26 protein-coding genes are annotated in these 19,943 nt (G+C 73.8%); 21 read left to right on the top strand and 5 right to left on the bottom strand.

Features of this window, described 5'->3' with window-relative positions; all coding sequences use genetic code 11:
• Window positions 1–5: 5 nt before the first annotated feature.
• The 5 genes from selA (at window position 6) to AB0D28_RS19240 (ending at window position 4,833) form a co-directional block, all read left to right on the top strand.
• Window positions 6–1,298, top strand: coding sequence for an L-seryl-tRNA(Sec) selenium transferase (gene selA, locus AB0D28_RS19260; protein ID WP_357387471.1), 1,293 nt, complete (start codon window positions 6–8; stop codon window positions 1,296–1,298).
• Between the two features lie 5 nt (window positions 1,299–1,303).
• Window positions 1,304–3,067: a selenocysteine-specific translation elongation factor gene (gene selB, locus AB0D28_RS19255; protein ID WP_357387469.1), complete on the top strand. Its 1,764-nt coding sequence runs from the start codon at window positions 1,304–1,306 to the stop codon at window positions 3,065–3,067.
• A gap of 45 nt (window positions 3,068–3,112) precedes the next feature.
• Window positions 3,113–3,310 carry a hypothetical protein gene (locus AB0D28_RS19250; protein ID WP_013286387.1) on the top strand — a complete coding sequence of 66 codons (198 nt, stop codon included), beginning with the start codon at window positions 3,113–3,115 and terminating at the stop codon, window positions 3,308–3,310.
• Window positions 3,310–4,587: a hemolysin family protein gene (locus AB0D28_RS19245; protein WP_357387467.1), complete on the top strand. Its 1,278-nt coding sequence runs from the start codon at window positions 3,310–3,312 to the stop codon at window positions 4,585–4,587. Before AB0D28_RS19250 ends, AB0D28_RS19245 begins: the two co-directional genes overlap by 1 nt.
• Before the next feature lie 66 nt (window positions 4,588–4,653).
• Entirely contained in the window at window positions 4,654–4,833 is a 180-nt protein-coding gene (locus AB0D28_RS19240; RefSeq protein ID WP_073829444.1) for a hypothetical protein, read from the top strand.
• 9 nt (window positions 4,834–4,842) lie between these two features.
• Here AB0D28_RS19240 and AB0D28_RS19235 read toward each other — a convergent pair whose 3' ends face one another.
• The gene (locus AB0D28_RS19235) at window positions 4,843–5,499 is read right to left on the bottom strand and encodes a hypothetical protein (RefSeq protein WP_357387465.1); all 657 of its coding nucleotides are present in this window, start codon (window positions 5,497–5,499) and stop codon (window positions 4,843–4,845) included.
• Between the two features lie 127 nt (window positions 5,500–5,626).
• Here AB0D28_RS19235 and AB0D28_RS19230 point away from each other — a divergent pair, with 127 nt between their 5' ends.
• Window positions 5,627–5,827, top strand: a complete 201-nt coding sequence (locus tag AB0D28_RS19230) for a hypothetical protein (RefSeq protein ID WP_318334106.1) — start codon at window positions 5,627–5,629, stop codon at window positions 5,825–5,827.
• On the opposite strand, the gene AB0D28_RS19225 is transcribed toward AB0D28_RS19230, so the two are convergent.
• From AB0D28_RS19225 to AB0D28_RS19215, 3 genes are all read right to left on the bottom strand, one after another.
• Complete coding sequence (locus AB0D28_RS19225; protein WP_357387463.1) at window positions 5,824–6,297, bottom strand: hypothetical protein; 474 nt, start codon at window positions 6,295–6,297, stop codon at window positions 5,824–5,826. The two genes, AB0D28_RS19230 and AB0D28_RS19225, sit on opposite strands and share 4 nt — an antisense overlap.
• Window positions 6,294–6,503 carry a phosphatidylethanolamine-binding protein gene (locus AB0D28_RS19220; protein WP_120569853.1) on the bottom strand — a complete coding sequence of 70 codons (210 nt, stop codon included), beginning with the start codon at window positions 6,501–6,503 and terminating at the stop codon, window positions 6,294–6,296. Before AB0D28_RS19220 ends, AB0D28_RS19225 begins: the two co-directional genes overlap by 4 nt.
• A 93-nt stretch (window positions 6,504–6,596) precedes the next feature.
• The gene (locus tag AB0D28_RS19215; RefSeq protein WP_357387461.1) at window positions 6,597–7,430 is read right to left on the bottom strand and encodes a universal stress protein; all 834 of its coding nucleotides are present in this window, start codon (window positions 7,428–7,430) and stop codon (window positions 6,597–6,599) included.
• Between the two features lie 128 nt (window positions 7,431–7,558).
• On the opposite strand from AB0D28_RS19215, the gene AB0D28_RS19210 reads away from it, so the two are divergent.
• From AB0D28_RS19210 to AB0D28_RS19140, 15 genes are all read left to right on the top strand, one after another.
• Window positions 7,559–8,305 (top strand): SAM-dependent methyltransferase, encoded by a 747-nt coding sequence (locus AB0D28_RS19210; protein WP_357387459.1) that lies wholly within the window; start codon window positions 7,559–7,561, stop codon window positions 8,303–8,305.
• 98 nt (window positions 8,306–8,403) lie between these two features.
• A complete protein-coding gene (locus AB0D28_RS19205; protein ID WP_357387457.1) occupies window positions 8,404–9,591 on the top strand; it encodes a GAF domain-containing SpoIIE family protein phosphatase in 1,188 nt (395 codons plus the stop codon).
• Between the two features lie 48 nt (window positions 9,592–9,639).
• Window positions 9,640–10,110 carry a MarR family transcriptional regulator gene (locus AB0D28_RS19200; protein WP_357387455.1) on the top strand — a complete coding sequence of 157 codons (471 nt, stop codon included), beginning with the start codon at window positions 9,640–9,642 and terminating at the stop codon, window positions 10,108–10,110.
• Between the two features lie 300 nt (window positions 10,111–10,410).
• Complete coding sequence (locus AB0D28_RS19195; RefSeq protein WP_357387453.1) at window positions 10,411–11,049, top strand: CDP-alcohol phosphatidyltransferase family protein; 639 nt, start codon at window positions 10,411–10,413, stop codon at window positions 11,047–11,049.
• The gene (locus AB0D28_RS19190) at window positions 11,046–12,014 is read left to right on the top strand and encodes a DUF881 domain-containing protein (RefSeq protein ID WP_357387451.1); all 969 of its coding nucleotides are present in this window, start codon (window positions 11,046–11,048) and stop codon (window positions 12,012–12,014) included. Before AB0D28_RS19195 ends, AB0D28_RS19190 begins: the two co-directional genes overlap by 4 nt.
• Complete coding sequence (locus tag AB0D28_RS19185; protein WP_007071104.1) at window positions 12,011–12,343, top strand: small basic family protein; 333 nt, start codon at window positions 12,011–12,013, stop codon at window positions 12,341–12,343. Before AB0D28_RS19190 ends, AB0D28_RS19185 begins: the two co-directional genes overlap by 4 nt.
• A 10-nt stretch (window positions 12,344–12,353) precedes the next feature.
• A complete protein-coding gene (locus tag AB0D28_RS19180) occupies window positions 12,354–13,286 on the top strand; it encodes a DUF881 domain-containing protein (protein WP_357387449.1) in 933 nt (310 codons plus the stop codon).
• A 54-nt stretch (window positions 13,287–13,340) separates the two neighbouring features.
• Window positions 13,341–13,721 carry a glycine cleavage system protein GcvH gene (gene gcvH / locus AB0D28_RS19175; RefSeq protein ID WP_357387447.1) on the top strand — a complete coding sequence of 127 codons (381 nt, stop codon included), beginning with the start codon at window positions 13,341–13,343 and terminating at the stop codon, window positions 13,719–13,721.
• A 216-nt stretch (window positions 13,722–13,937) separates the two neighbouring features.
• Complete coding sequence (locus AB0D28_RS19170) at window positions 13,938–14,387, top strand: FHA domain-containing protein (RefSeq protein WP_046570336.1); 450 nt, start codon at window positions 13,938–13,940, stop codon at window positions 14,385–14,387.
• A 50-nt stretch (window positions 14,388–14,437) separates the two neighbouring features.
• A complete protein-coding gene (locus AB0D28_RS19165; protein WP_357387445.1) occupies window positions 14,438–15,139 on the top strand; it encodes a MerR family transcriptional regulator in 702 nt (233 codons plus the stop codon).
• 213 nt (window positions 15,140–15,352) lie between these two features.
• Entirely contained in the window at window positions 15,353–15,817 is a 465-nt protein-coding gene (locus tag AB0D28_RS19160) for a bifunctional nuclease family protein (protein ID WP_091577612.1), read from the top strand.
• 157 nt (window positions 15,818–15,974) lie between these two features.
• Complete coding sequence (locus AB0D28_RS19155; RefSeq protein WP_357387443.1) at window positions 15,975–16,562, top strand: MerR family transcriptional regulator; 588 nt, start codon at window positions 15,975–15,977, stop codon at window positions 16,560–16,562.
• A 435-nt stretch (window positions 16,563–16,997) separates the two neighbouring features.
• Window positions 16,998–17,387 (top strand): group 1 truncated hemoglobin, encoded by a 390-nt coding sequence (locus tag AB0D28_RS19150; RefSeq protein WP_194803355.1) that lies wholly within the window; start codon window positions 16,998–17,000, stop codon window positions 17,385–17,387.
• Between the two features lie 2 nt (window positions 17,388–17,389).
• Window positions 17,390–18,565, top strand: a complete 1,176-nt coding sequence (locus tag AB0D28_RS19145) for a globin domain-containing protein (protein WP_357387441.1) — start codon at window positions 17,390–17,392, stop codon at window positions 18,563–18,565.
• Window positions 18,562–19,242, top strand: coding sequence for a DivIVA domain-containing protein (locus tag AB0D28_RS19140; protein ID WP_357387439.1), 681 nt, complete (start codon window positions 18,562–18,564; stop codon window positions 19,240–19,242). Before AB0D28_RS19145 ends, AB0D28_RS19140 begins: the two co-directional genes overlap by 4 nt.
• A 49-nt stretch (window positions 19,243–19,291) precedes the next feature.
• Here AB0D28_RS19140 and AB0D28_RS19135 read toward each other — a convergent pair whose 3' ends face one another.
• Window positions 19,292–19,942: an NAD(P)H-binding protein gene (locus AB0D28_RS19135; RefSeq protein WP_357387437.1), complete on the bottom strand. Its 651-nt coding sequence runs from the start codon at window positions 19,940–19,942 to the stop codon at window positions 19,292–19,294.
• Between the last annotated feature and the right edge of the window lies 1 nt (window position 19,943).

Raw genomic sequence — 19,943 nt, 5'->3', positions numbered from 1 at the left:
CGCCGATGCGTGAGGTCGACCCGCGACGGCGGGTTCCGCGCACCGACGCGCTGCTCGCCGATCCCGCGCTGGCCGCCGCCGCCGCAACGCTCGGCCGCGACCGGGTCAAGGCCGCGATCGTCCGCGCGCAGGACCGCGCCCGCCGCGGTGAGCTGACCCCCGATCAGGTACGCGACGCGGCACTGGCGGACCTGCCCGGCCGCACGCCCCGGCCGGTCCTCAACGCCACCGGCGTGGTGCTGCACACCAACCTGGGCCGCGCCCCGCTCGCCCCGTCGGCCGTGGACGCGCTCGTCGCCGCCGCCGGGCACACCGACGTGGAACTGGACCTGCGGACCGGGCGGCGGGCCCGGCGCGGCCGGGAGGCGCTCGACGCGCTCGCCGCCGCCGTGCCCGACGCGGGGGCGGTGCACGTGGTGAACAACGGCGCGGCCGCGCTGGTGCTCGCCGCGACCGCGCTGGCCGCCGGCCGGGAGATCGTGGTCAGCCGCGGCGAGCTGGTCGAGATCGGCGACGGGTTCCGCCTGCCCGACCTGCTGGCCAGCACCGGCGCGCGGCTGCGCGAGGTGGGCACCACCAACCGCACCACGCGCGCCGACTACGCGGCAGCGATCGGCGAGCACACCGGGTTCGTGCTGAAGGTGCACCCGTCGAACTTCGTGGTCACCGGCTTCACCTCGGCGGTGCCGGTGGCCGAGCTGGCCACGCTCGGCGTGCCGGTGGTGGCGGACATCGGCTCGGGGCTGCTCGCGCCGGATCCGATGCTGCCCGACGAGCCGGACGCGGCCACCACCCTGCGCGCGGGCGCGCACCTGGTCACCGCCAGCGGCGACAAGCTGCTCGGCGGCCCGCAGGCCGGTCTGCTGCTCGGCGACGCCGGCCTGGTGCAGCGGCTGCGCCGGCACCCGCTCGCGCGGGCGCTGCGGGTGGACAAGCTCACCCTCGCCGCGCTCGCCGCCACCCTGTACGCGCCGAGCACGCCCACCCGGGACGCGCTGCACGCCGACCCGGCCCGGCTGCGGAAACGGCTGGAACGGCTGCGCGACCGGCTCGGCGAGGACGGCTGCAAGGCCGAGGTGGTGCCCAGCGCCGCTGTGGTCGGCGGCGGCGGGGCACCCGGGGTGGAGCTGGACTCGTGGGCGCTGAGCCTGCCCGAGCGGTACGCCGGGCCGCTGCGTACCGGCGACCCGGCGATCCTCGGCCGGGTGCTGCAGGGCCGGCTCCTGCTCGACCTGCGCGCCGTGCCGGAGGGCGCCGACGCGCGGGTCCGCGCGGCAGTGCTGAGCGTGGAGGACTGACCGGCATGTGGGTGGTGGCGACCGCCGGGCACGTCGACCACGGCAAGTCCACGCTGGTGCGGGCGCTGACCGGGATGGAACCGGACCGGTGGGCGGAGGAACGCCGCCGGGGCATGACAATCGACCTCGGCTTCGCCTGGACGACACTGCCCTCGGGCGGCACCCTCGCCTTCGTCGACGTGCCCGGGCACGAGCGGTTCGTGCCGAACATGCTCGCCGGTGTCGGCCCGGTCCCGGCCGCGCTGATCGTGGTGGCCGCCGACGAGGGCTGGATGCCGCAGTCGGCCGAGCACCTGACCGCGCTGGACGCGCTGGGTGTGTCGTACGGGTTGCTCGCGGTGACCCGCGCGGACCTGGCCGATCCCGGCCCGGCCTCCGCGCGGGCCCGCGCGGAGGTCGCCGCCACGTCGCTGGGCGAGGTGGAGGCGGTGCCGGTCTCCGCGGTCACCGGCGCCGGGCTGCCCGAGCTGCGCGCCGCCCTGGACCGCCTGACCGCCCGGCTGCCCGACCCGGCCGCCGACGCGCCGGTGCGGCTCTGGGTGGACCGCGCGTTCACCGTCCGGGGCAGCGGCACTGTGGTCACCGGCACGCTCGGCGGCGGCCGGCTGCGCGTCGGCGACGAGCTGGAACTGGCCGCCACCGGCGAGACGGTACGGGTACGCGGACTGCACTCGCTCGGCGTCGCACACCCCGCCGTCGAGGCGGTGGCCCGGGTCGCGGTGAACCCGCGCGGCCTGCCCCGGGACCGGGTCGGGCGCGGCGACGCGCTGCTCAGCCCCGGCCGGTTCGGGCGTACCGACCTGCTCGACGTGCGGCTGTCCGGCGATCCGGCCGCCGACCTGCCGGCCACGCTCACCCTGCACGTGGGCTCGGCGGCGGTGCCCGCCCGGGTCCGGCCGCTGGGCCCGGACACGGTACGGCTGCGCCTGGCCCGTCCGTTGCCGCTGCTGATCGGCGACCGGGCGCTGTTGCGCGATCCCGGCCGGCACCACGTCGCGGGCGGCGTGACGGTGCTGGACGTGGACCCGCCGCCGCTGCGCCGCCGGGGCGCGGCCGCCGCCCGCGCGGCGGTGCTGGCCGGCCTGGACGGGCGGCCGGACCCGGCCGGGGAACTGCGGCGACGGCGGCTGGTCCGGGCCGGGGACCTGACCCGGATGGGCGTGCCACCGACCGCGACGCCGGTGGCGGGGCAGTGGCTGGCCGACCCGGAGCACTGGCGGGACCTGGGCCGCCGCCTCACCGAGGAGGTCACCCGGTACGCCGCCGAGCATCCGCTCGCCGCGGGCGTACCCGTCGACGTGCTGCGGCACCGGCTCGACCTGCCCGACCGCGCCCTGGTCACGGCGCTGCTGCGCCCACCGCTGCGGCTGCGTGACGGCCTGGTCACCGCGGCCCCGCAGCAGACCCTGCCGGACCCGGTGGCCCGGGCGGTGGACCGGGTCCGGGCCGAGTACGGCGACCGCCCGTTCCAGGCTCCCGAGGCGCACCACCTGGCCGACCTCGGGCTCGGCCCTCGGGAGATCGGCGCCGCGGTGCGGGCCGGCGCGCTGCTGAAGCTGGCCGAGAACGTGGTGCTGCTGCCCGGCGCACCGGACGACGCGGTACGCGTGCTCGCCGGGCTGCCGCAGCCGTTCACGCTCAGCGCCGCCCGGCAGGCGCTCGGCACCACCCGCCGGGTGGCGGTGCCGCTGCTGGAGCTGCTGGACCGGCGCGGGGCCACCCGGCGGTTGCCCGACGACGCCCGCGAGGTGGTCCGCCCGCCGGGCTGAGCCAACCGGCGCCACCGCCCCACGCTGGTCACCTACCGTGACGCCATGGACCCTTCCGCGGTCTGGCGGGACAAGAACCACAAGTGGCGGATCGAGGCGTACCGGGCACCGGACCTGCGCTTCGCCATCTTCGCCACGAACGGCCCCACCGAGTCGGCGCCGCTGTGGCTGTTCGGGATGGCCGCGCTGGCCCGCTGGCTGATGACCCACGCGATCTCGCTGGACGACCTGGAGACCGACTGATGGGTGTCCAGGTCGCGCTGGTGCTGGTCCTGATCCTGGTCAACGCCGCCCTGTCCGGCAGCGAGATGGCGCTGGTGAGCCTGCGGGAGGGGCAGTTGCGGCGGCTGGCGCGGTCCGGTCGGGCCGGGGCGCGCCTGAGCCGCCTCACCCGCGAGCCGAACCGCTACCTGGCCACCATCCAGCTCGGCATCACGCTCGCCGGGTTCCTCGCGTCGGCCGCCGCCGCGGTGACACTCGCCGAGCCGCTGGTCGGCCCGCTGGGCTTCCTCGGCGCGGCCGCCCGTCCGGTGGCGGTGTTCGTGGTGACGCTGCTGCTGACGTTCCTCACCCTCGTGGTGGGGGAGCTGGCGCCCAAGCGGCTGGCCATGCAGACGGCGGAACGGTGGGCGCTGATCAGCGCCGCCCCGCTGGACCTGCTGGCCCGGCTGTCGCGGCCGGCGGTGTGGCTGCTCGGCCGCTCCACCGACCTGCTGGTCCGGCTCGCCGGCGGCGACCCGCGCGCCAGCCGCGAGGAGGTGACCGAGGAGGAGCTGCGGGAGATGCTGGTCAGCCAGCGCGGCCTGTCCGCCCAGCAGCGGGAGATCCTCGCCGGAGCGTTCGACATCGCCGGCCGTACCCTGCGGGAGATCCTCGTCGCGCGCCGCGACGTGACCACGCTCCCCGCCGACCTGCCGGCGGCCGACGCGATGCGGCACCTGGCCGCGACCGGGCGGTCCCGGGCGCCGGTGATCGGACCGGGCGGCCTCGACGACGTCCGCGGCACCGTGCACATCCGCGACCTGGTGGACGCCGACGGCACGCTCGTCGGCGACCGGGCCCGCCCGCCGCTGCTGCTACCCGGCACGCTGCCGGTGGCCGACGCGATGCGGCAACTGCGCCAGCGCCACGAACAGCTCGCCCTGGTGGTCGACGAGTACGGCGGCGTGGACGGCCTCGTCACCATGGAGGACCTGCTCGAGGAGGTGGTCGGCGAGCTGTACGACGAGACCGACAAGGACGTACGCCGCGCCGTGCGGGAGCCGGACGGCGCGTTGCTGCTGCCCGGCGACTTCCCGCTGCACGACCTGCCCGACGTGGGCGTGCGCGTGACGTTCCCGCTGTCGCGGGAGTACACCACGGTGGCCGGGCTGGTGCTGGCCGGTCTGGGCCGGCTGCCCGAGGGTCCGGGGGAGCGGGTGCGGCTGCCCGGCCTCACCGTCGAGGTGGTCGAGGTGGCCGGGCGCGCGATCCGCCGGGTCCGGCTGCGCGGCCCCGCTGTCGGCCGCTCCCCGGACTGACACCCGGACGGGGGACAACCGCCCGATCCCCGTCCCGTGTCCGGCCGCCGGCCGTACGGTGCGGGCGTGAAGGACCGAGGACTGCGTACGTTCATCACCGTGCTGGCCGGACTTGCCGTGATCTACTTCGGGTTCTCCGGGAGCCGCGGCAGCGGCGAGGAGGGCGTCTCCGGCGGCGTGGTGCTGCTCGCGCTGCTCGCCTCGCTGCTGGCCTGGAACCTCACCAAGCCCGGCCCGGCCAAGTAGCCGCCCGGCTCAGTGGGCGGTCGCGGCGCTGCGGCTCACCTCGCCGGCCGACTCCTCGCCCAGGGCCACCCGCACCAGCGCCGACGCCAGCCGGCCGAAGTCGGCCTCGCCGACCAGCCCGACCAGGTCACCCGGGCTCGCCGGCAGGCCCAGCCGGCGCGCCCCGGCGAGCGTGCGCCGGTCGGCGTACGGGCACACGTCCGGCCAGACCGACTGCGCCTCGCGCAGGAAGATGTCCGCGCCGGTGGGGCCGATGCCGGGGAACTCGGTGAGCAGCCGGCGCAGCACGGCCCGGTCGGCGCCGGCCTCCCTGTGCAGCCGCCGCAGGTCGCCGTGCCAGCGATCAAGGCAGAGCCGGGCGCCGGTGCCGAGCATGGTGGCGGTCCGCTCGTCGTAGCGCCGGTAGTGACCCCGGCCCAGCGCGTCGACCCGGTCCTGCCAGGTCGCCGCCTCCATCGCCTGCGGGGTGCGGTAACCGGCGGCGAACAGTTCCCGGGCGGCGGCCACCGCCACCGAGGCCCGGATCCGGGTGCTCAGCAGCGTGGTGAGCACCAGCAACTGGTACAGCGGGCCGGGCCGGTCGGCCAGGGCGATGCCGGCCTCCTCCGCGTACGTGCGGGACTGCCGGTCCAGCAGGGCTCGCGCGACGTTGCGATCGTCTGGCATCCACCCGCATTACCCGCCCCGGCCCCGGCCAGACCCCCGGGCCGAGCCGGAATGCGCCGGGCGGCGGCGGGTACGCGGGGCGGGTGCGCGGCCGACGCCGTGTGCTCCCACCGGGAAGGAGAGACCCGTGGTCAAGCCGCAGCAGGAGGAACTGCGCCGGAACGACCTCGGCGCCACCAGCCAGGACAGCCGTAAGACGGCCACCCAGGCGGGCGGCCGTTCGCGAGGCCGTGGCACGTCGAACGCCGACGCCGGACGGCCCGTCCCGAGGGGACAGGTGTCGCCGTACGGCCCGGCCGGTGAGCCGGTCGCCGACGACGAGAGCTAACCGCGCGCCGACGTCGGCCGCAGCCGCCGCCAGGTGGCTGCGGCCGACAGCCCGTACGCCAGGTGCGGAATCAGGTCGGAGACCCAGTCGCCGCGCCGCCACGTGCGCGGGTCGGTCACGCCGAGCACCGTCATCGAGCCGTCGGAGGTGGCCATCACCCCGCCGCCGAGCAGCACCGTGGCCAGCGGCAACGGCACCAGGCGACGCGCGGCGAGCAGGCCGAACGCGGCTCCGGCGGCGATGCCTGTGGCGTACCCGAGAAGTGGCCCCAGGCCGGAGCGGCGGTTCGCCGCCTCGTCGCCGGGGCCCAGGTCGACGTGCGTGACGTCGGCCAGCCGTCCGGCCACCGATTCGGGGGTGCTGCTGGCCGGCCGGGCCCGTAACGCCATGTCGAGGTAGGACACCGCGTTGAGGACGGCGCTGCCGACGGCGCCCGCGATGGCGCCGTCGACAACCGCTGCCGTCCTCACTTCGGGTCACCCGGTTCCCGGTTGCCCTTGGGGCCGTAGGTCCGTTCGCCCCGGACCACACCGCGTTGGCCCCTGTCGTCCTGGAGGATCCGGTTGGCGACCTGGTTCGCCTCCTTGTCGGCGGCCCGTCCGGACTGCTCGACGAGGTCGCGAAGGCGTGCCCGCTGCTTGTCGTACGCGTTGCTGCCCGGCCGTGGTCCTGGCATCTCTGCCTCCTGCGGATCGCTGTGCGCTGACCGTAGGCGTCTACCCGCCCGGGCCGGGACCAACCGTGCCGGACCGGCCGCACGGGCCGGCGCTCAGTCCGGGGCGCGGACCACCGCGACCGGGCAGGCGGACCGGTGCAGGATCCCCTGGCTCACCGAGCCGAGCAGCAGCCCGCTCAGCTCGCCCCGGCCCTGCCGCCCCACCACCACGAGTTGCGCGTCGCGGGACGCCGCGGCCAGCGCCGCGACCGGCTTGGCGCGTATCGCCTCGGTGTGCACCGCCAGCGCCGGCCACCGCTCGCCGATCCCGGCGAGCGCCTCGGCGAGCACCCGCTCCTGCTCGGCGTCGTCCCGGTTGCGCGAGGCCGCGTGCAGCACCCGCAGCGGCGCGTCGCGCACCGCCGCGGTCTCGGCGGCGAACTCGACGGCACCGCGCGACAGTGTGGAGCCGTCCACGCCGACCACGACCGGGCCGTCCGGGCGGGCGGCGCCGCGGTCGATCAGCACCGGGCAGTCGGCGTACGAGGCGACCTGCAGGGCGACCGAGCCGATCACGAGCGCGGCGAAGCCGCCCAGGCCCCGGTCGCCGAGCACGATCACGGCGGCGGTGGGGGACTCGGCGAGCAGTACCGCCGCCGCCTCGCCGTCGATGATCTCGCCGGTGATGCGCAGCCCCGGCGATTCCGCCTCGGCCACCGCGACCGCGTCGGCGACCAGCTGCTCGGCCTGGTGGCGCAGCCCCGCACCGGGTGGTGACCCGGCCGGCGCGGAGACCGGCACGCGCATCAGCGGCCAGATGAAGCCGTGCACCAGACGCAACGGCCGGTTGCGCGCCCGCGCCTCCCGGGCCGCCAGGCGTACCGCCCGCGTCGCGGGCTCGGAGCCGTCCACTCCGGCCACCACCGCGGCCCCGTTCGCCGAGTTCACCAGTACCTCCTCGTGGCGGGCACCCCCGTGGCCAGTATCGCGGCCGGGACGTTCGGCCCGGGGCGATACCGGCGGGCTCGTCCGCTGGGTACGCTGGCGTGCAGCGCCCAGGGGAGGGAGCCCCGTCGATGGATCAGCCGGACGGACCGAGCACCGCCCGCATGATCGACTACTGGCTCGGCGGCCGGCACCACCGCCCGGTGGACGTGGCCGCCGCGACGGCGTTCGAGGCGGCGTACGGGCCCTGCGCGGCGATCTTCCGCTCGCTGCGCGGCTTCCTCGGCCGTACCGTGCGGGCCATGGCCGACGACGGGATCGACGGCTTCCTGGTGTTCGGCGCGGGCGTGCCCACCTGCGGCAACGTGCACGAGGTCGCGCCGGAGGCGACGGTCCTCTACACCGACGTGGACCCGGAGACGGTCCGGCTGGGCCGGCGCCTGCTCGCCGGCAGCGACCGGGCCGGCTACGGCTACGGCGACGCCACCGACATCGGGACCGTCGACCGGGCGCAGTTGCACCGCTTCGTGCCGGGCTGGGGGAGACGGCCGGTGGGGGTGGTCTTCCTCGGGCTGGCGGCGTTCCTGGACGACGACACCCTCGCCCGTACGCTCGACGAGCTGTACCAGGCGGTGGCGCCGGGCAGCCGGCTGGCGATCGACTTCGACTCCGAGGAACTGGCCGGGCACCCGGAGGCGCTGGCCATGATGGGTCCGGCGTTCCGGATGCGGGCGCCCGGGCGGTTCGCGCCGCTGCTGGGCCGCTGGCAGCCGACCGGCGACGGCATCGTGCCGGTGGCGCGGTGGCGGCCGGTGGGGGAGCCGGAGCCGGTGCCGGACGCGTTCCACGGCGCGCTGGCGTCGCGCCCGGCCGGCTGAGCCGGTCCCGGCACGCGCGGCCGAGGCGGAGCGTACGCCGTCCCGTGGCCTTCGTATGATGTTTGCTCTGTAGCAATAGTCGTCATCGGAGGATGAGCATGCCGGAGGCGTCCGGAACGGTGTCGCGTGCCCTGCGCACGGCGCCGCCCGACAAGCTGGTGGAGACCGCGGACGCGGTGCTGCGCCAGACGCTCGGGGCCGCGCGGGCGGAGGTGTTCGTCGCCGACTACCGCGCCAGCGGACTCTGGCCGGTGCTCGACCCGGATGTGCCCGACGGCGGCCCGCTGCTGGCCCGCAGCGTGGCCCAGCGCTGTTTCAGCAGCCAGGAGCCGGTTCTGGACATCGTCGAGGACGGCCGCTGCCGGGCGTACCTGCCGCTGTCGGTGTGGGGCGAGCGGCTCGGCGTGCTGATGGTGGAGCTGCCCGGCGACCCGGACGCGGCCACCGTGGAGGCCGCCCGCGACGCCGCCGGGGAACTCGCCGTGGCGATCCGGGCGGCCGACCGGGAGACCGACCGCTACCGGCGGGCCCGGCGGCGGGAACGGCTGAGCATGGCCGCCGAGATGCAGTGGGACCTGTTGCCGGGGCGCAGCGTACGGCTGGGCGACGCGCTGCTCGCCGGACAGCTCGAACCGGCGTACACGGTGGGCGGTGACCACTTCGACTGGTCGGTGGACGGTGACCGGCTCACCCTCACCGTGCTCAACGGCACCGGCATCGGCCTGGCCGCGTCGATGCTGACGGCGATGACCGTCAACGCCATGCGCAACGCCCGGCGGTCCGGCGGCAGCCTGGTGGAGCAGGCGGAGCTGGCCTCGGACACCATCTACTACCAGCACCGGGGCAGCCGGCACGTGGCCACCCTGCTGCTGGAGCTGGACAGCCGGCGGGGCGTGATGCGGGTGGTGGACGCCGGCTCTCCGCAACTGCTGCGGCTGCGCGGGGGCCGCGTCACGCCGATCGCGCTGGAGCAGCAACTGCCGCTGGGCATGTTCGCCGAGACGCGCTACGACGTGCAGGAGTTCACTCTGGATCCGGGCGACCGTCTCTTCGTGGTCAGCGACGGGGTGTACGCGGCGGAGCCCGACGACCAGGAGCCGTACGGCGTCCGGGCGATGGCGCGCGCGATGCGGTCGACTCGGCTGCAGCCGGCGACCGAGGCAGTTGGTACGGTGATGCGCGAACTGCACGCGTACCATGCCGACGCGGATCTCCGCGACGACGCGGTGGTCGTCTGCCTGGACTGGCTGGGCTCCAGCCGGTCCGACGACGCGACGGGGCAGTGACCGGGGCGGCGGAGCGAACACGAGCGGGACGATCGCAGGGGACAGCGAGTGGAGCGACCTCCGAATCTTGCCGCGGCCATCGAGTCGGCTGCGGAGGCGCTCATCGGTGTGCTCGACTCCGCGACCTCCCGGCACACCGTCAGCGTCTCACCCACCCAGTTGCGGGTGCTGTCGCTGATCGTGTCGCATCCGGACACCAACGTGAACCGGCTGGCCGAGCTGCTGGACGTGGTCCCGTCGTCGGCGAGCCGGCTCTGCGACCGCCTCGAGGCGGTCGGCCTGTTGCGCCGGGTGGCCGACCCGCGCGACCGGCGGGAGGTGCGGCTGATCCCGACCGCGGCGGCGGACACGCTGCTGCGCGACCTCCAGGAGAGGCGGCACCGGGCGGTGCAGGCCGTGCTCGACCGGATGCCCAACCGGGTGCAGCACGAGCTGCTGCTGGCGCTTGTGGCGTTCAGTCAGGCGGCCACCACGACCGCCCCGCAGGCCGGCTCCGACTCGGCCGCGCGTACCGCCTGACCCGGCACGCCGGCGTCCGCCCCGCCTCCCACCGCTCGACTAGTGTCCTAGGATGCCTTAGCGGTTGTGACGGTCGCCACCGTGACACCGCTGAGCAACCACGCAGCGGGGCGAACGGACGGGAAGGGCGAGCCCGATATAGTGGCAGCGCAACTGGGCGGGCCCGTGATCACGGGCCGCGTCGGGGAGGTCCCAGCCCGGGATCACAGAGGGCGCCGGCGTCTGACCGGCCGGCAACGCGCACGTCCCTCCAGCGGCCGCTCGTCCGGCTGCCGGACCGTGCTGCGAAGGGAGGGTTCGGTGTCGCGTCGGCCGGCTCCAGCTGAGCAACCGGATTCCAGGGCCGCCACGGTCGTGGGAGACCGCGTCCTCACGCTGCCCAACCTGATCAGCTTCGTCCGGCTCGTCGGCGTGCCGGTCTTCCTGTACCTGTTCCTCGTGGTCCGTGCCGACGTCGCCGCCATCGCGGTGCTCGCCGTGGGCGGCACCAGCGACTGGGTGGACGGCTGGATCGCCCGCCGTCTGGGCCAGGTGAGCCGGCTCGGCGAGCTACTCGACCCGCTGGCCGACCGCCTCTACATCCTCGCCACGCTGCTCGCGTTCACCGCCCGCGAGGTGGTGCCCTGGCAGTTCACCGGGGCGCTGCTGGCCCGCGAGCTGCTGCTGCTGGTGTCCCTCGGCGTGCTGCGCCGGTACGGCTACGGCCCGCCGCCGGTGCACTACATGGGCAAGACCGCGACGTTCCTGCTGCTGGCGGCGTTCCCGGTCCTCCTGCTGGCGGACGCTGTGCCGGGTGCCGGCACCGCCGCCGGCGCAATCGGCTGGGGGCTGGCCTGGTGGGGCCTGGTCCTCTACTGGGTGGCCGGCGCGATGTACGTGGTGCAGGCCAGCCGCCTCGTGCGGGTCATGCGGGAGCGGCGCGCGGAGGCGGCGGCATGACCGCGCCGCCGTCCCGGGACGGGGAGAAGGAGCGCGACCCGTCGAGCCGGGTGTACGCGCCGGATTTCCTGACCGAGCTGTTCCGCAATCCGCTGGATCCGGGATACGGGGACGCGTCGGAGCGCCGGGCGACGGGCTCGATGTCGCGGGTGCGGCAGGTGCTGGGCCGCCCGGTGAGCCTGCTGGTGCTGGCGGTGATCGGGTTCCTGTTCGCGGTGGCGTACCGGGAGACGGTGGCGGAGGAGCCGAGCCGCGCGACGGCGCGGGCCGGCCTGGTCGCCGAGATCAAGGGCCGGGAGGCGGAGACCGACCGGTTGACCGAGCGCGCCGAGCAGTTGCGCGAGGAGGTCGGCCGGCAGCGGGACGCGACGCTGAGCGGTTCGCAGGCGTCCCGGCTGCGCACGCTGGAGGCGGGTACCGGCCTGGCCCGGGTGCGCGGGGACGGCGTGGTGGTGCGGCTGGCCGACGCGGCGGCGGACGAGGACGGCGTGACCAACGGGGACGCGGGTCCGTCCCGGGTGCTGTATTCGGATCTGCAGAAGGTCGCTAACGCGTTGTGGGCGGCGGGCGCCGAGGCGGTGGCGGTGAACGGCCAGCGGTTGACGGCGACGTCGACGATCCGGTCGGCGGGTGAGGCGATCCTGGTGGACTACCGGCCGGTGACGGGTCCGTACGAGGTGCAGGCGATCGGGCCGAGGTCGATGCGGGACCGGTTCGACGAGAGCCGGGCGGCGGCGTTGATGCGTGAGGTGGCGCGGACGACGGGTCTGTCGTTCGGGGTGAAGCGGGTCGGTGACCTCACGTTGCCGGCGGCGCCGCAGCCGCGGCTACGCTACGCCGAGCCTCCGGCGACGCCGGGTCCGAGCGCGAGTGCGCGCCCGTCGGGTTCGGGTGCCGCCGGTTCGTCGAGTCCTGGGTCGTCCGGCCCGGGTGTTTCTTCCAGCCCTTCGGGAGGTGGCCGATGATCGCGGTGCTGGCGTTGCTCGCCGGTGTGGTGCTCGGGGTGTATCTGGACCCCACCGTGCCGGCGGCGTTGCAGCCGTATCTGCCGATCGCTGTGGTGGCCGCGTTGGACGCGGTGTTCGGTGGGGTGCGGGCGAAGCTGGACCGGATCTTCGACGACAAGCAGTTCGTGGTGTCGTTCATCTCGAATGTGCTGGTGGCGGGTCTGATCGTGTATCTGGGTGACCAGTTGGGCGTGGGCGGTCAGTTGTCGACGGGTGTGGTGGTCGTGCTCGGCGTGCGCATCTTCGGAAACGTGGCGGCGATCCGCCGGCACCTGTTCCGGGCGTAGGTTTGTGGCGATGAGCGAGGAACACAGGGAGACGGGGACGGGGTGGCCGCGGCCGGGGGAGCCGGCGCGGCCGTCGGGTCCGGCTGGTGAGCCGGATCCGCGCCCGGACGCGCCCGATCCGGACGAGTTGAGCCCGTTGGCGCCGGTGGAGCCGGTGCCGGACGAGGCGGCGGAGCCCGCGGAGCGGGAGGCGGTGCCGGAGTCCGAGCCGGAGCCGGGTGCGGCGGCCGGTGCGCCGTCGGTGGCCCGGCGGTTCTCGTCGGCGGGCGCGATGATCGCGGTGCTGCTGGCGTTGCTGGGTTTCACGCTGGTGGTGCAGTTCAAGACGACGTCGACGGATCCGACGCTCGCGGCGACGCGGGAGGAGGACCTGGTGCGGATCTCGTCGGATCTGGATTCGCGGGAGCGGCGGCTGCGCCAGGAGATCGAGTTGCTGGAGGAGAGCCAGCGGCAGTTGCGCTCGGGTGAGCAGGGCCGGCAGGCGGCGTTGGAGGAGGCGACGCGGCGGGCGGACGAGCTGGGCATCCTGGCGGGTACGTTGCCGGCGGTGGGCCCGGGTCTTGAGGTGCGGTTCTCGGGGCCGTCGAAGGCGGTGTCGTCGACGCGGATCCTGGACGCGGTGCAGGAGTTGCGGGGTGCGGGCGCGGAGGCGATGCAGATCCAGGGGGCGGACGGTACGGCGGCGCGGGTCATCGCGTCGACGTATTTCGTGGACGGGCCCGATGGTGCGCTGGTGGTGGACGGGCGTCGGTTGACGGGTCCGTTCACGATCATGGTGATCGGTGATCCGGCGACGATGCGTACGGCGTTGAACATTCCCGGCGGGGTGGTCGCATCGGTGCGGGACGGCGGCGGTAACGTGACCTCCGAGGATCGTGAGGTTGTGGAGGTTTCGCAGCTGCACGCGCCGATCAAGCTGGACCACGCCCGGCCGGTTTCGTGACCGGTCGCGGCCGCGCCGGTTTCTCCGGTGCACCGATGACGAAGGACGCAGCTGGTGATTCCTGAGGATCTGCGGTACACCGCCGAGCACGAGTGGGTGGTCGGTGGTGACGGTGGTGTCGTCCGCGTCGGTATCACGCACTTCGCGCAGGACGCCCTGGGTGACATCGTGTTCGTGCAGCTGCCGGAGCCCGGTGCGGTGGTGGCGGCGGGTGAGTCGCTGGGCGAGATCGAGTCGACGAAGAGTGTGTCGGAGATCTACGCGCCGCTGAGCGGTACGGTGTCGGCGCGCAACGAGGCGTTGGCCGACACCCCTGAGGTGATCAACACGGATCCGTACGGTGCGGGGTGGTTGGTCGAGATCACTCCGGACGATCCGGCGGCGGTCGAGGGTTTGCTGACCGCCGATGCGTACCGCGAGCTCACCGAGAGCTGAGTTCGTGCTGTTCCGGGCGGCGGCGTGGTTCCGCGCGTCCGGTTGCCCTGCATTTCGGCGCTGGCTAGGCTCGCCCAGTCGACCGAGAACCAATAGTTTGAGCGTTGCGGAATGCGCCTTCCCGGGCAAGGGGAGCCAGCCGCCGGGTGTGGTGTTGCCCGGCGGCCAGACCCGCCATTCCCTGACGCCGACCGAACAGATCCGTGAGGTGGTCCCATGACGCGCCCAGACGACGAGTTCCCCCCGCTCGACGTCACTTCGACGCTCAATCTCGGCTCGCTCGACGAAGTGCTGGAGGGGCCGGACACCGATGTGGTGCCGAGCCGGATGTCCGGTTCGTTGCCGCCGGGTATGGCGTTGCTGGTGGTTCGCCGGGGTCCGAATGCGGGTGCCCGGTTCCTGTTGGACCACGATGTGACGACGAGTGGGCGGCACCCGGACAGTGACATCTTCCTGGACGACGTGACGGTGTCGCGGCGGCACGCGGAGTTCCACCGTGACGGTGGGACGTTCACGGTGCGGGATGTGGGCAGCCTGAACGGCACGTACGTGAATCGTGAGCGGGTCGAGGCGGCCACGTTGAGTAACGGTGACGAGGTGCAGATCGGTAAGTTCCGGGTGGTGTTCATCGCCGGTCCGCGTCCGGAGGAGGCCGGCCGGGGGTGAACGAGCCTGCGGCTTCGACGCCGTCCGGGGCGGCGCGGGCGCCTGCGCTGATGAGTATCGGCGAGGTGCTGGCGCAGTTGCGGCCGGAGTTTCCGGACGTCACGATCTCGAAGTTGCGGTTCCTGGAGGCCGAGGGCCTGGTGGAGCCGCAGCGGACGCCGGCGGGTTATCGGAAGTACGGCTGGGACGATGTGGCGCGGTTGCGGTTCGTGTTGACCGCGCAGCGGGATCAGTATCTGCCGTTGCGGGTGATCCGGGAGCAGTTGGCCCGGTGGGACGGGTCTGGCCCGTCGCCGGGGCGGGGGCGGCCGAACCTGGTGGCTGTGGGTCCGGGTGGTGAGGTTCCGGGCCGGGAGCCGGGGGAGTCGGCCGAGTCGTCGGAGGTGCGGCTGGACCGGGCCGGTCTGATCGCTCGTAGTGGTGTTGACGAGTCGACGCTCGCGGAGTTGGAGCGGCTGGGTGTGCTGGTGTCGGATCCGCCGGGGTGGTACGACGCGGATGCGTTGATCATCGCGAGTGCGGTGGCGGGTCTGGCGGCGTACGGGTTGGAGCCGCGGCATCTGCGGGCGTACCGGTCGGCGGCGGATCGTGAGGTCGGCTTGTTCGCGCAGTTGGTGGCGCCGTTGGCGCGGCAGAGTGATCCGGCGGCGCGGGCTCGGGCGGCGGAGACGGCGCGGGAGCTGGTGGCGTTGTCGCAGCGGTTGCACGCGGCGTTGCTGCGGGTGGGGTTGCGGTCGACGTTGGGCCGGTGAGGTCGGTGCGGAGGGTCGGGTGCCGTTACGGCGTCCGGCCCTTCGTCGCGTGTGGGCGCGGAAAGATCTGCTTGGTGGCGCGTGTCGTAGGCTTGCCGGGGTATGCCCGTCCGGCGAGGCGTGGTGCACGTAGCGCGTGGGACTCCCGTGTCCTGGTCCGTGTACCGTGCAGGGAAGGGCGCGGTGCAAGGTGACGACGACACGGAGGCGGCGGTGCGCGAGCTGAGCGTGGTCGGAGTTCGGGTGGAGCTGCCCAGTAACCAGCCGATCGTCCTGCTGCGGGAGGTCGAGGGGGACCGCTATCTGCCGATCTGGATCGGCGCGGTCGAGGCGACGGCGATCGCCTATGAGCAGCAGGGGGTCAAGCCGGCCCGGCCGTTGACGCACGATCTGCTGCGGGATGTGCTGGCGGCGTTGCAGGCGCCGTTGCGGGCGGTGGAGATCACCGAGTTGAAGGAGAACGTGTTCTACGCGGATCTGCTTCTGGGTGACGGGGTGCGGGTGTCGGCGCGGCCGAGTGACTCCATCGCGTTGGCGTTGCGGGTGGGTGCTCCGATTCGTTGTGCGGAGCAGGTCCTCAGCGAGGCGGGGATCGTGATCCCGGACGAGCAGGAGGACGAGGTGGAGAAGTTCCGGGAGTTCCTGGATCAGGTGCGTCCGGAGGACTTCGCGGGTTGAGGCGTGCCGGTGCGTGGTGTCGCCGGGTGGTGGCGCGGCGTGTCGTGGTGTCTCCTGCGGGTGAAGTGCGGGGGGCGGCGTTAGGGTTGCCGTGTCGAGTGGTGCGCGTACGGGGAGTCGGCGCGGCACCGCCACGGGCGCGGGGAGGTTGGTCCGGATGCACGAGCCGCGGGATCCTGGTCCGAGTGTGGAGCAGCAGCAGGCGGGTGTGGGGGCCGATCCGGCCGGTGACGGCGAGGTCGGTTATCGGGGTGTGACCGCGTGTTCGGCGGTGGGCATCAGTTACCGGCAGCTCGACTACTGGGCGCGTACGGCGCTTGTGGTGCCGAGTGTGCGTGACGCTTCGGGTTCGGGGACGTCGCGGTTGTACTCGTTCCGCGACCTGGTGGTGTTGAAGGTCGTGAAGCGGCTGCTGGACGCCGGGGTGTCGTTGCAGAACATCCGGAAGGCGATCGAGGCGTTGCGGTCGCGTGGGGTGGACGATCTGGCGGGCATCACGTTGATCTCCGATGGGACGACCGTGTACGAGTGCCGGTCTCCGGAGGAGGTGGTCGACCTGTTGCAGGGCGGCCAGGGGGTGTTCGGCATCGCTATCGGTGGGGCGTTCAAGGAGATCCAGGGTTCGTTGTCGCATCTGCCGGCGGAGCCGGTGGGTGGGCAGGAGCCGGCGGCCGCGGCGGAGCCGGAGGCCGAGCCGGTGGGTGACGAGTTGGCGGCGCGGCGGGCCCGGCGTCGGGCCGGGTGACCTGCGTCGCGTCTCGTTGACGGGATCGCGCCGCGCCCGAAAAGGGTGTGGCGCGATTCGTGTTTTGGTGACGGGGTGTGCTCCTTCCCGGTGGCCTTCGGGGTGTGTGCGGCGCGGTTCGAGTAGTGCGTGAATGTCCGCAGGTCACTGCCGCTGCGCACGTGATGTCCGAAAAGGACGGTACGTCGTTCGTGTTCACCTGCTGTCGCCGCCTGGTAGCTCTTTGTTCATCGACCTCGCCCCGGTTGTTGACTGTCCGTAGTTGACAGTTCTCGGGATCCGGACAGGGTGGGCGTGAACTGGCGCGTCGGGCACGCTATGGTCCGTTCCGGTCGTCGGCGTGTCGAGATCACGGCGGAACGCTGTGTGATGCCGCGCCGGACGGCGAACCCCTGCCGCGGCGCTGACCGCGGACCCCTGCTGGAAGGACCGAGCATGACGGTGACGAGCGAGACCACCCCGATCTCCCACTACGAGCGCATCGGTGGCGCGGCGGCGGTGAAGGCCGCTGTGGAGCTGTTCTACGACAAGGTGCTGGCCGATCCTGATCTGGCCGGCTACTTCGCCGACGTGGACATGGTGGAGCAGCGGCGGCACCTGGCGTTGATGCTGGCGGTGGTGCTGGGTGGCCCGAACGAGTACGCGGGCCGCGGGCTGGACGAGGCGCACCAGCCGTTGAACATCACGGGCGAGCACTACGCGAAGGTCGGTGAGCACCTGACCGCGACGCTGGTGGAGCTGGGCGTGCCGGCGGACGTGATCGCCGACGTGCAGGTCGTGCTCGGGCAGGTGCGGGAGCAGGTCGTGTCGGCGGGAGACGCCTGAGCGTGGACGTCGCACGGCTCAAGCAGAGCTGGTCCCTGGTCGCCGCGCACGGCGACCAGGTGCCGCTCTACTTCTATTCGACGCTGTTCCTGTCGCATCCGGAGACGCGGCAGATGTTCCCGACGAACATGGCCGGGCAGCGGGACCGTCTGGTGGCGGCGTTGGGGCATGTGGTGTCCCACGTGGATCAGGTGGACCGGCTGGTCGGGTTCCTGCGGGACCTCGGCGCGGATCACCGGAAGTTCGCGGTGCGCGCCGAGCACTACCCGGCCGTCGGTGAGGCGCTGCTGGCGACGTTGCGGCACTTCTGCGGTGAGGCGTGGACCGAGGAACTGGCCGCCGACTGGACCGCGGCGTACGGGCTGGTCGCGCAGGTGATGACGGAGGGCGCGCAGGCCGCGGAGTCGCAGTCGCCGCCGTGGTGGGTGGCGGAGGTGCTGACCCACGAGCAGCGCACGTTCGACGTGGCGGTGCTGACGGTGCGTCCGCAGTATCTGTTGCCGTTCCGGCCGGGCCAGTCGATCGGGGTGTCGCATCCTGCGGTGCGGTCGTGGCGGTACTACTCGCCGGCGAACGCGCCGCGTCCGGACGGCACTGTGGAGCTGCATGTGCGGGCCGCGCCGGGTGGTGTGGTGTCGTCGCGGCTGGTGTACGGGTGCGCGGCCGGTGACCAGATCCATTTGGCGTCGCCGGTGGGGGACCGGTTGACGTTGTGGCAGGCCGGGTCGTCGGATCTGCTGCTGCTGGCCGGTGGCACCGGCTGGGCGCCGGTGAAGGCGCTGGTGGAGCAGGTCGCGGCGGAGGGTTCGGGGCGGCGGGTGGACCTGTATGTGGGTGCCCGTTCGCGGACGGAGTTCTACGACAGCGAGGCGATCGACAAGTTGGCGGCGACGCATCCGTGGCTGCGGGTGTCGTACGTGGCGGGGGCGGAGCCGGGGCGGCCGGGGGAGCCGGTGCGGATCGCCGACCGGGCGCTGGCCGACGGGGACTGGCGGTCGCGGCATGTGTACGTGTGCGGGTCCGACGAGATGGTGGGTCATTCGGTGGCGGCGTTCGCCGCTGCCGGTTACGAGCCGGGCCAGGTGCATCACGAGGGTTACGGCAAGCACTGGTACGGCCCGGCGTGGCGGACGATGACCGGCGCCGACGGGCCGGGAACAACGGAGGTGAGCCGGTGAGCGCGGGCCCGATCAGTGGTTACGACGCGCAGCAGGTGTCCGGTCCGGTGCAGGTGCGGTTGACCGCCGACCGGGTCCGGCGGTGGGAGTTCGGGTCGGCGGCGTTCACCCGGCGCGGCTACGACCAGACCGATGTGGACCGGTTCCGGTTGCAGGTGGCCGACGAGCTGGATCTGCTGGCGGCGCAGGTGGCGAACCTGCGGGCGGAGAACGAGCGGCTCAACGACCATCTGGAGCTGCACCGGCACGGGGTGATCCCGAGCGCCGAGGCGGCGGTGGCGCCGGCGGCGAAGGAGGTCAACCTGTTGTCGGCGGCGCAGCGGGAGGCCGAGCAGATCATCGCGCAGGCCCACGACTACGCGCGCCGGGTCGCCGAGTACGCCCGTACCCAGTACGAGAGTTACATGCGGGCGGCGGCGGAGGAGGCGAAGCGGGAGGCCGAGCGGGCGGTGGCGGAGTACCGCAGCGCGGCCGGGAGCGGCTTCGACGACTCGGTGGCGGCGCGGGAGGCGCTGCGGATCTTCGGCGAGATGATGATCTCGCACATGCAGGCGGCGGCGCGGCACCTCGACGACGGCAGTGAGCAGCTGGCGCGCACGATGGAGCGGATCGCCCGGGAGTTGCCGCAGGGCGGTGGGGGCGTGCCGCAGCCGGCGTTGTCGCGTCACCAGCGTTGAGCGCCTGTCCCGGCCCGCCTGTCCCGGCGGGCCGGGACGTGCCGGCGGGTCAGACGGCGGCGATCGCCTCGGCGATGGGGCTGTCCCCGCCGACCAGTTCCAGGGTGTGCCCGGCGGTGGCCGGGGCGTACAGCAGGGCGAGCAGCACCCGGGCCACGTCGGCGCGGCTGATCGCGCCGGGTTCGACGTGCCGGGCCAGGGTGATGCGGCCTTCGGGTTCGTCGTCGGTGAGGCGGCCGGGCCGCAGCACCGTCACGTCGAGGTCCCGCGTGGTGACGTCGTCCTCGGCGGCCTTCTTGGCCCGCAGGTACGCCGCCCACACGTCGTCGGTGCCGTCGGCGGGGGCGGCGTCCACGCCCATGGAGGAGACCAGCAGGTAGCGGCGTACCCCGGCCTGGACGGCGGCGTCGGCGAGCAGCACGGCGGCCCCGTGGTCGACGGTGTCCTTGCGGTCGGCGCCGCTGCCGGGTCCGGCGCCGGCGGCGAACACGACCGCGTCGGCGCCGTGCAGGTGCGCGGCGAGGGTGCCGACGTCGGTGTGTTCCAGGTCGCAGACGACGGGTTCGGCACCGGCGGCGCGCAGCGCGGCGGCGTGGTCGGGGTTGCGGATGAGTCCGACCGCGGTGTCGCCGCGTCCGGCCAGTTCCCGCTCCAGCAGTTTGGCGATCTTTCCGTGGCCTCCGGCGATGACGACGCGCATA

The sequence above is a fragment of the Micromonospora sp. NPDC048169 genome, from assembly GCF_040652815.1.
Taxonomy (GTDB): Bacteria; Actinomycetota; Actinomycetes; order Mycobacteriales; family Micromonosporaceae; genus Micromonospora.
This window is presented reverse-complemented; position numbering and strand designations above follow the sequence as displayed.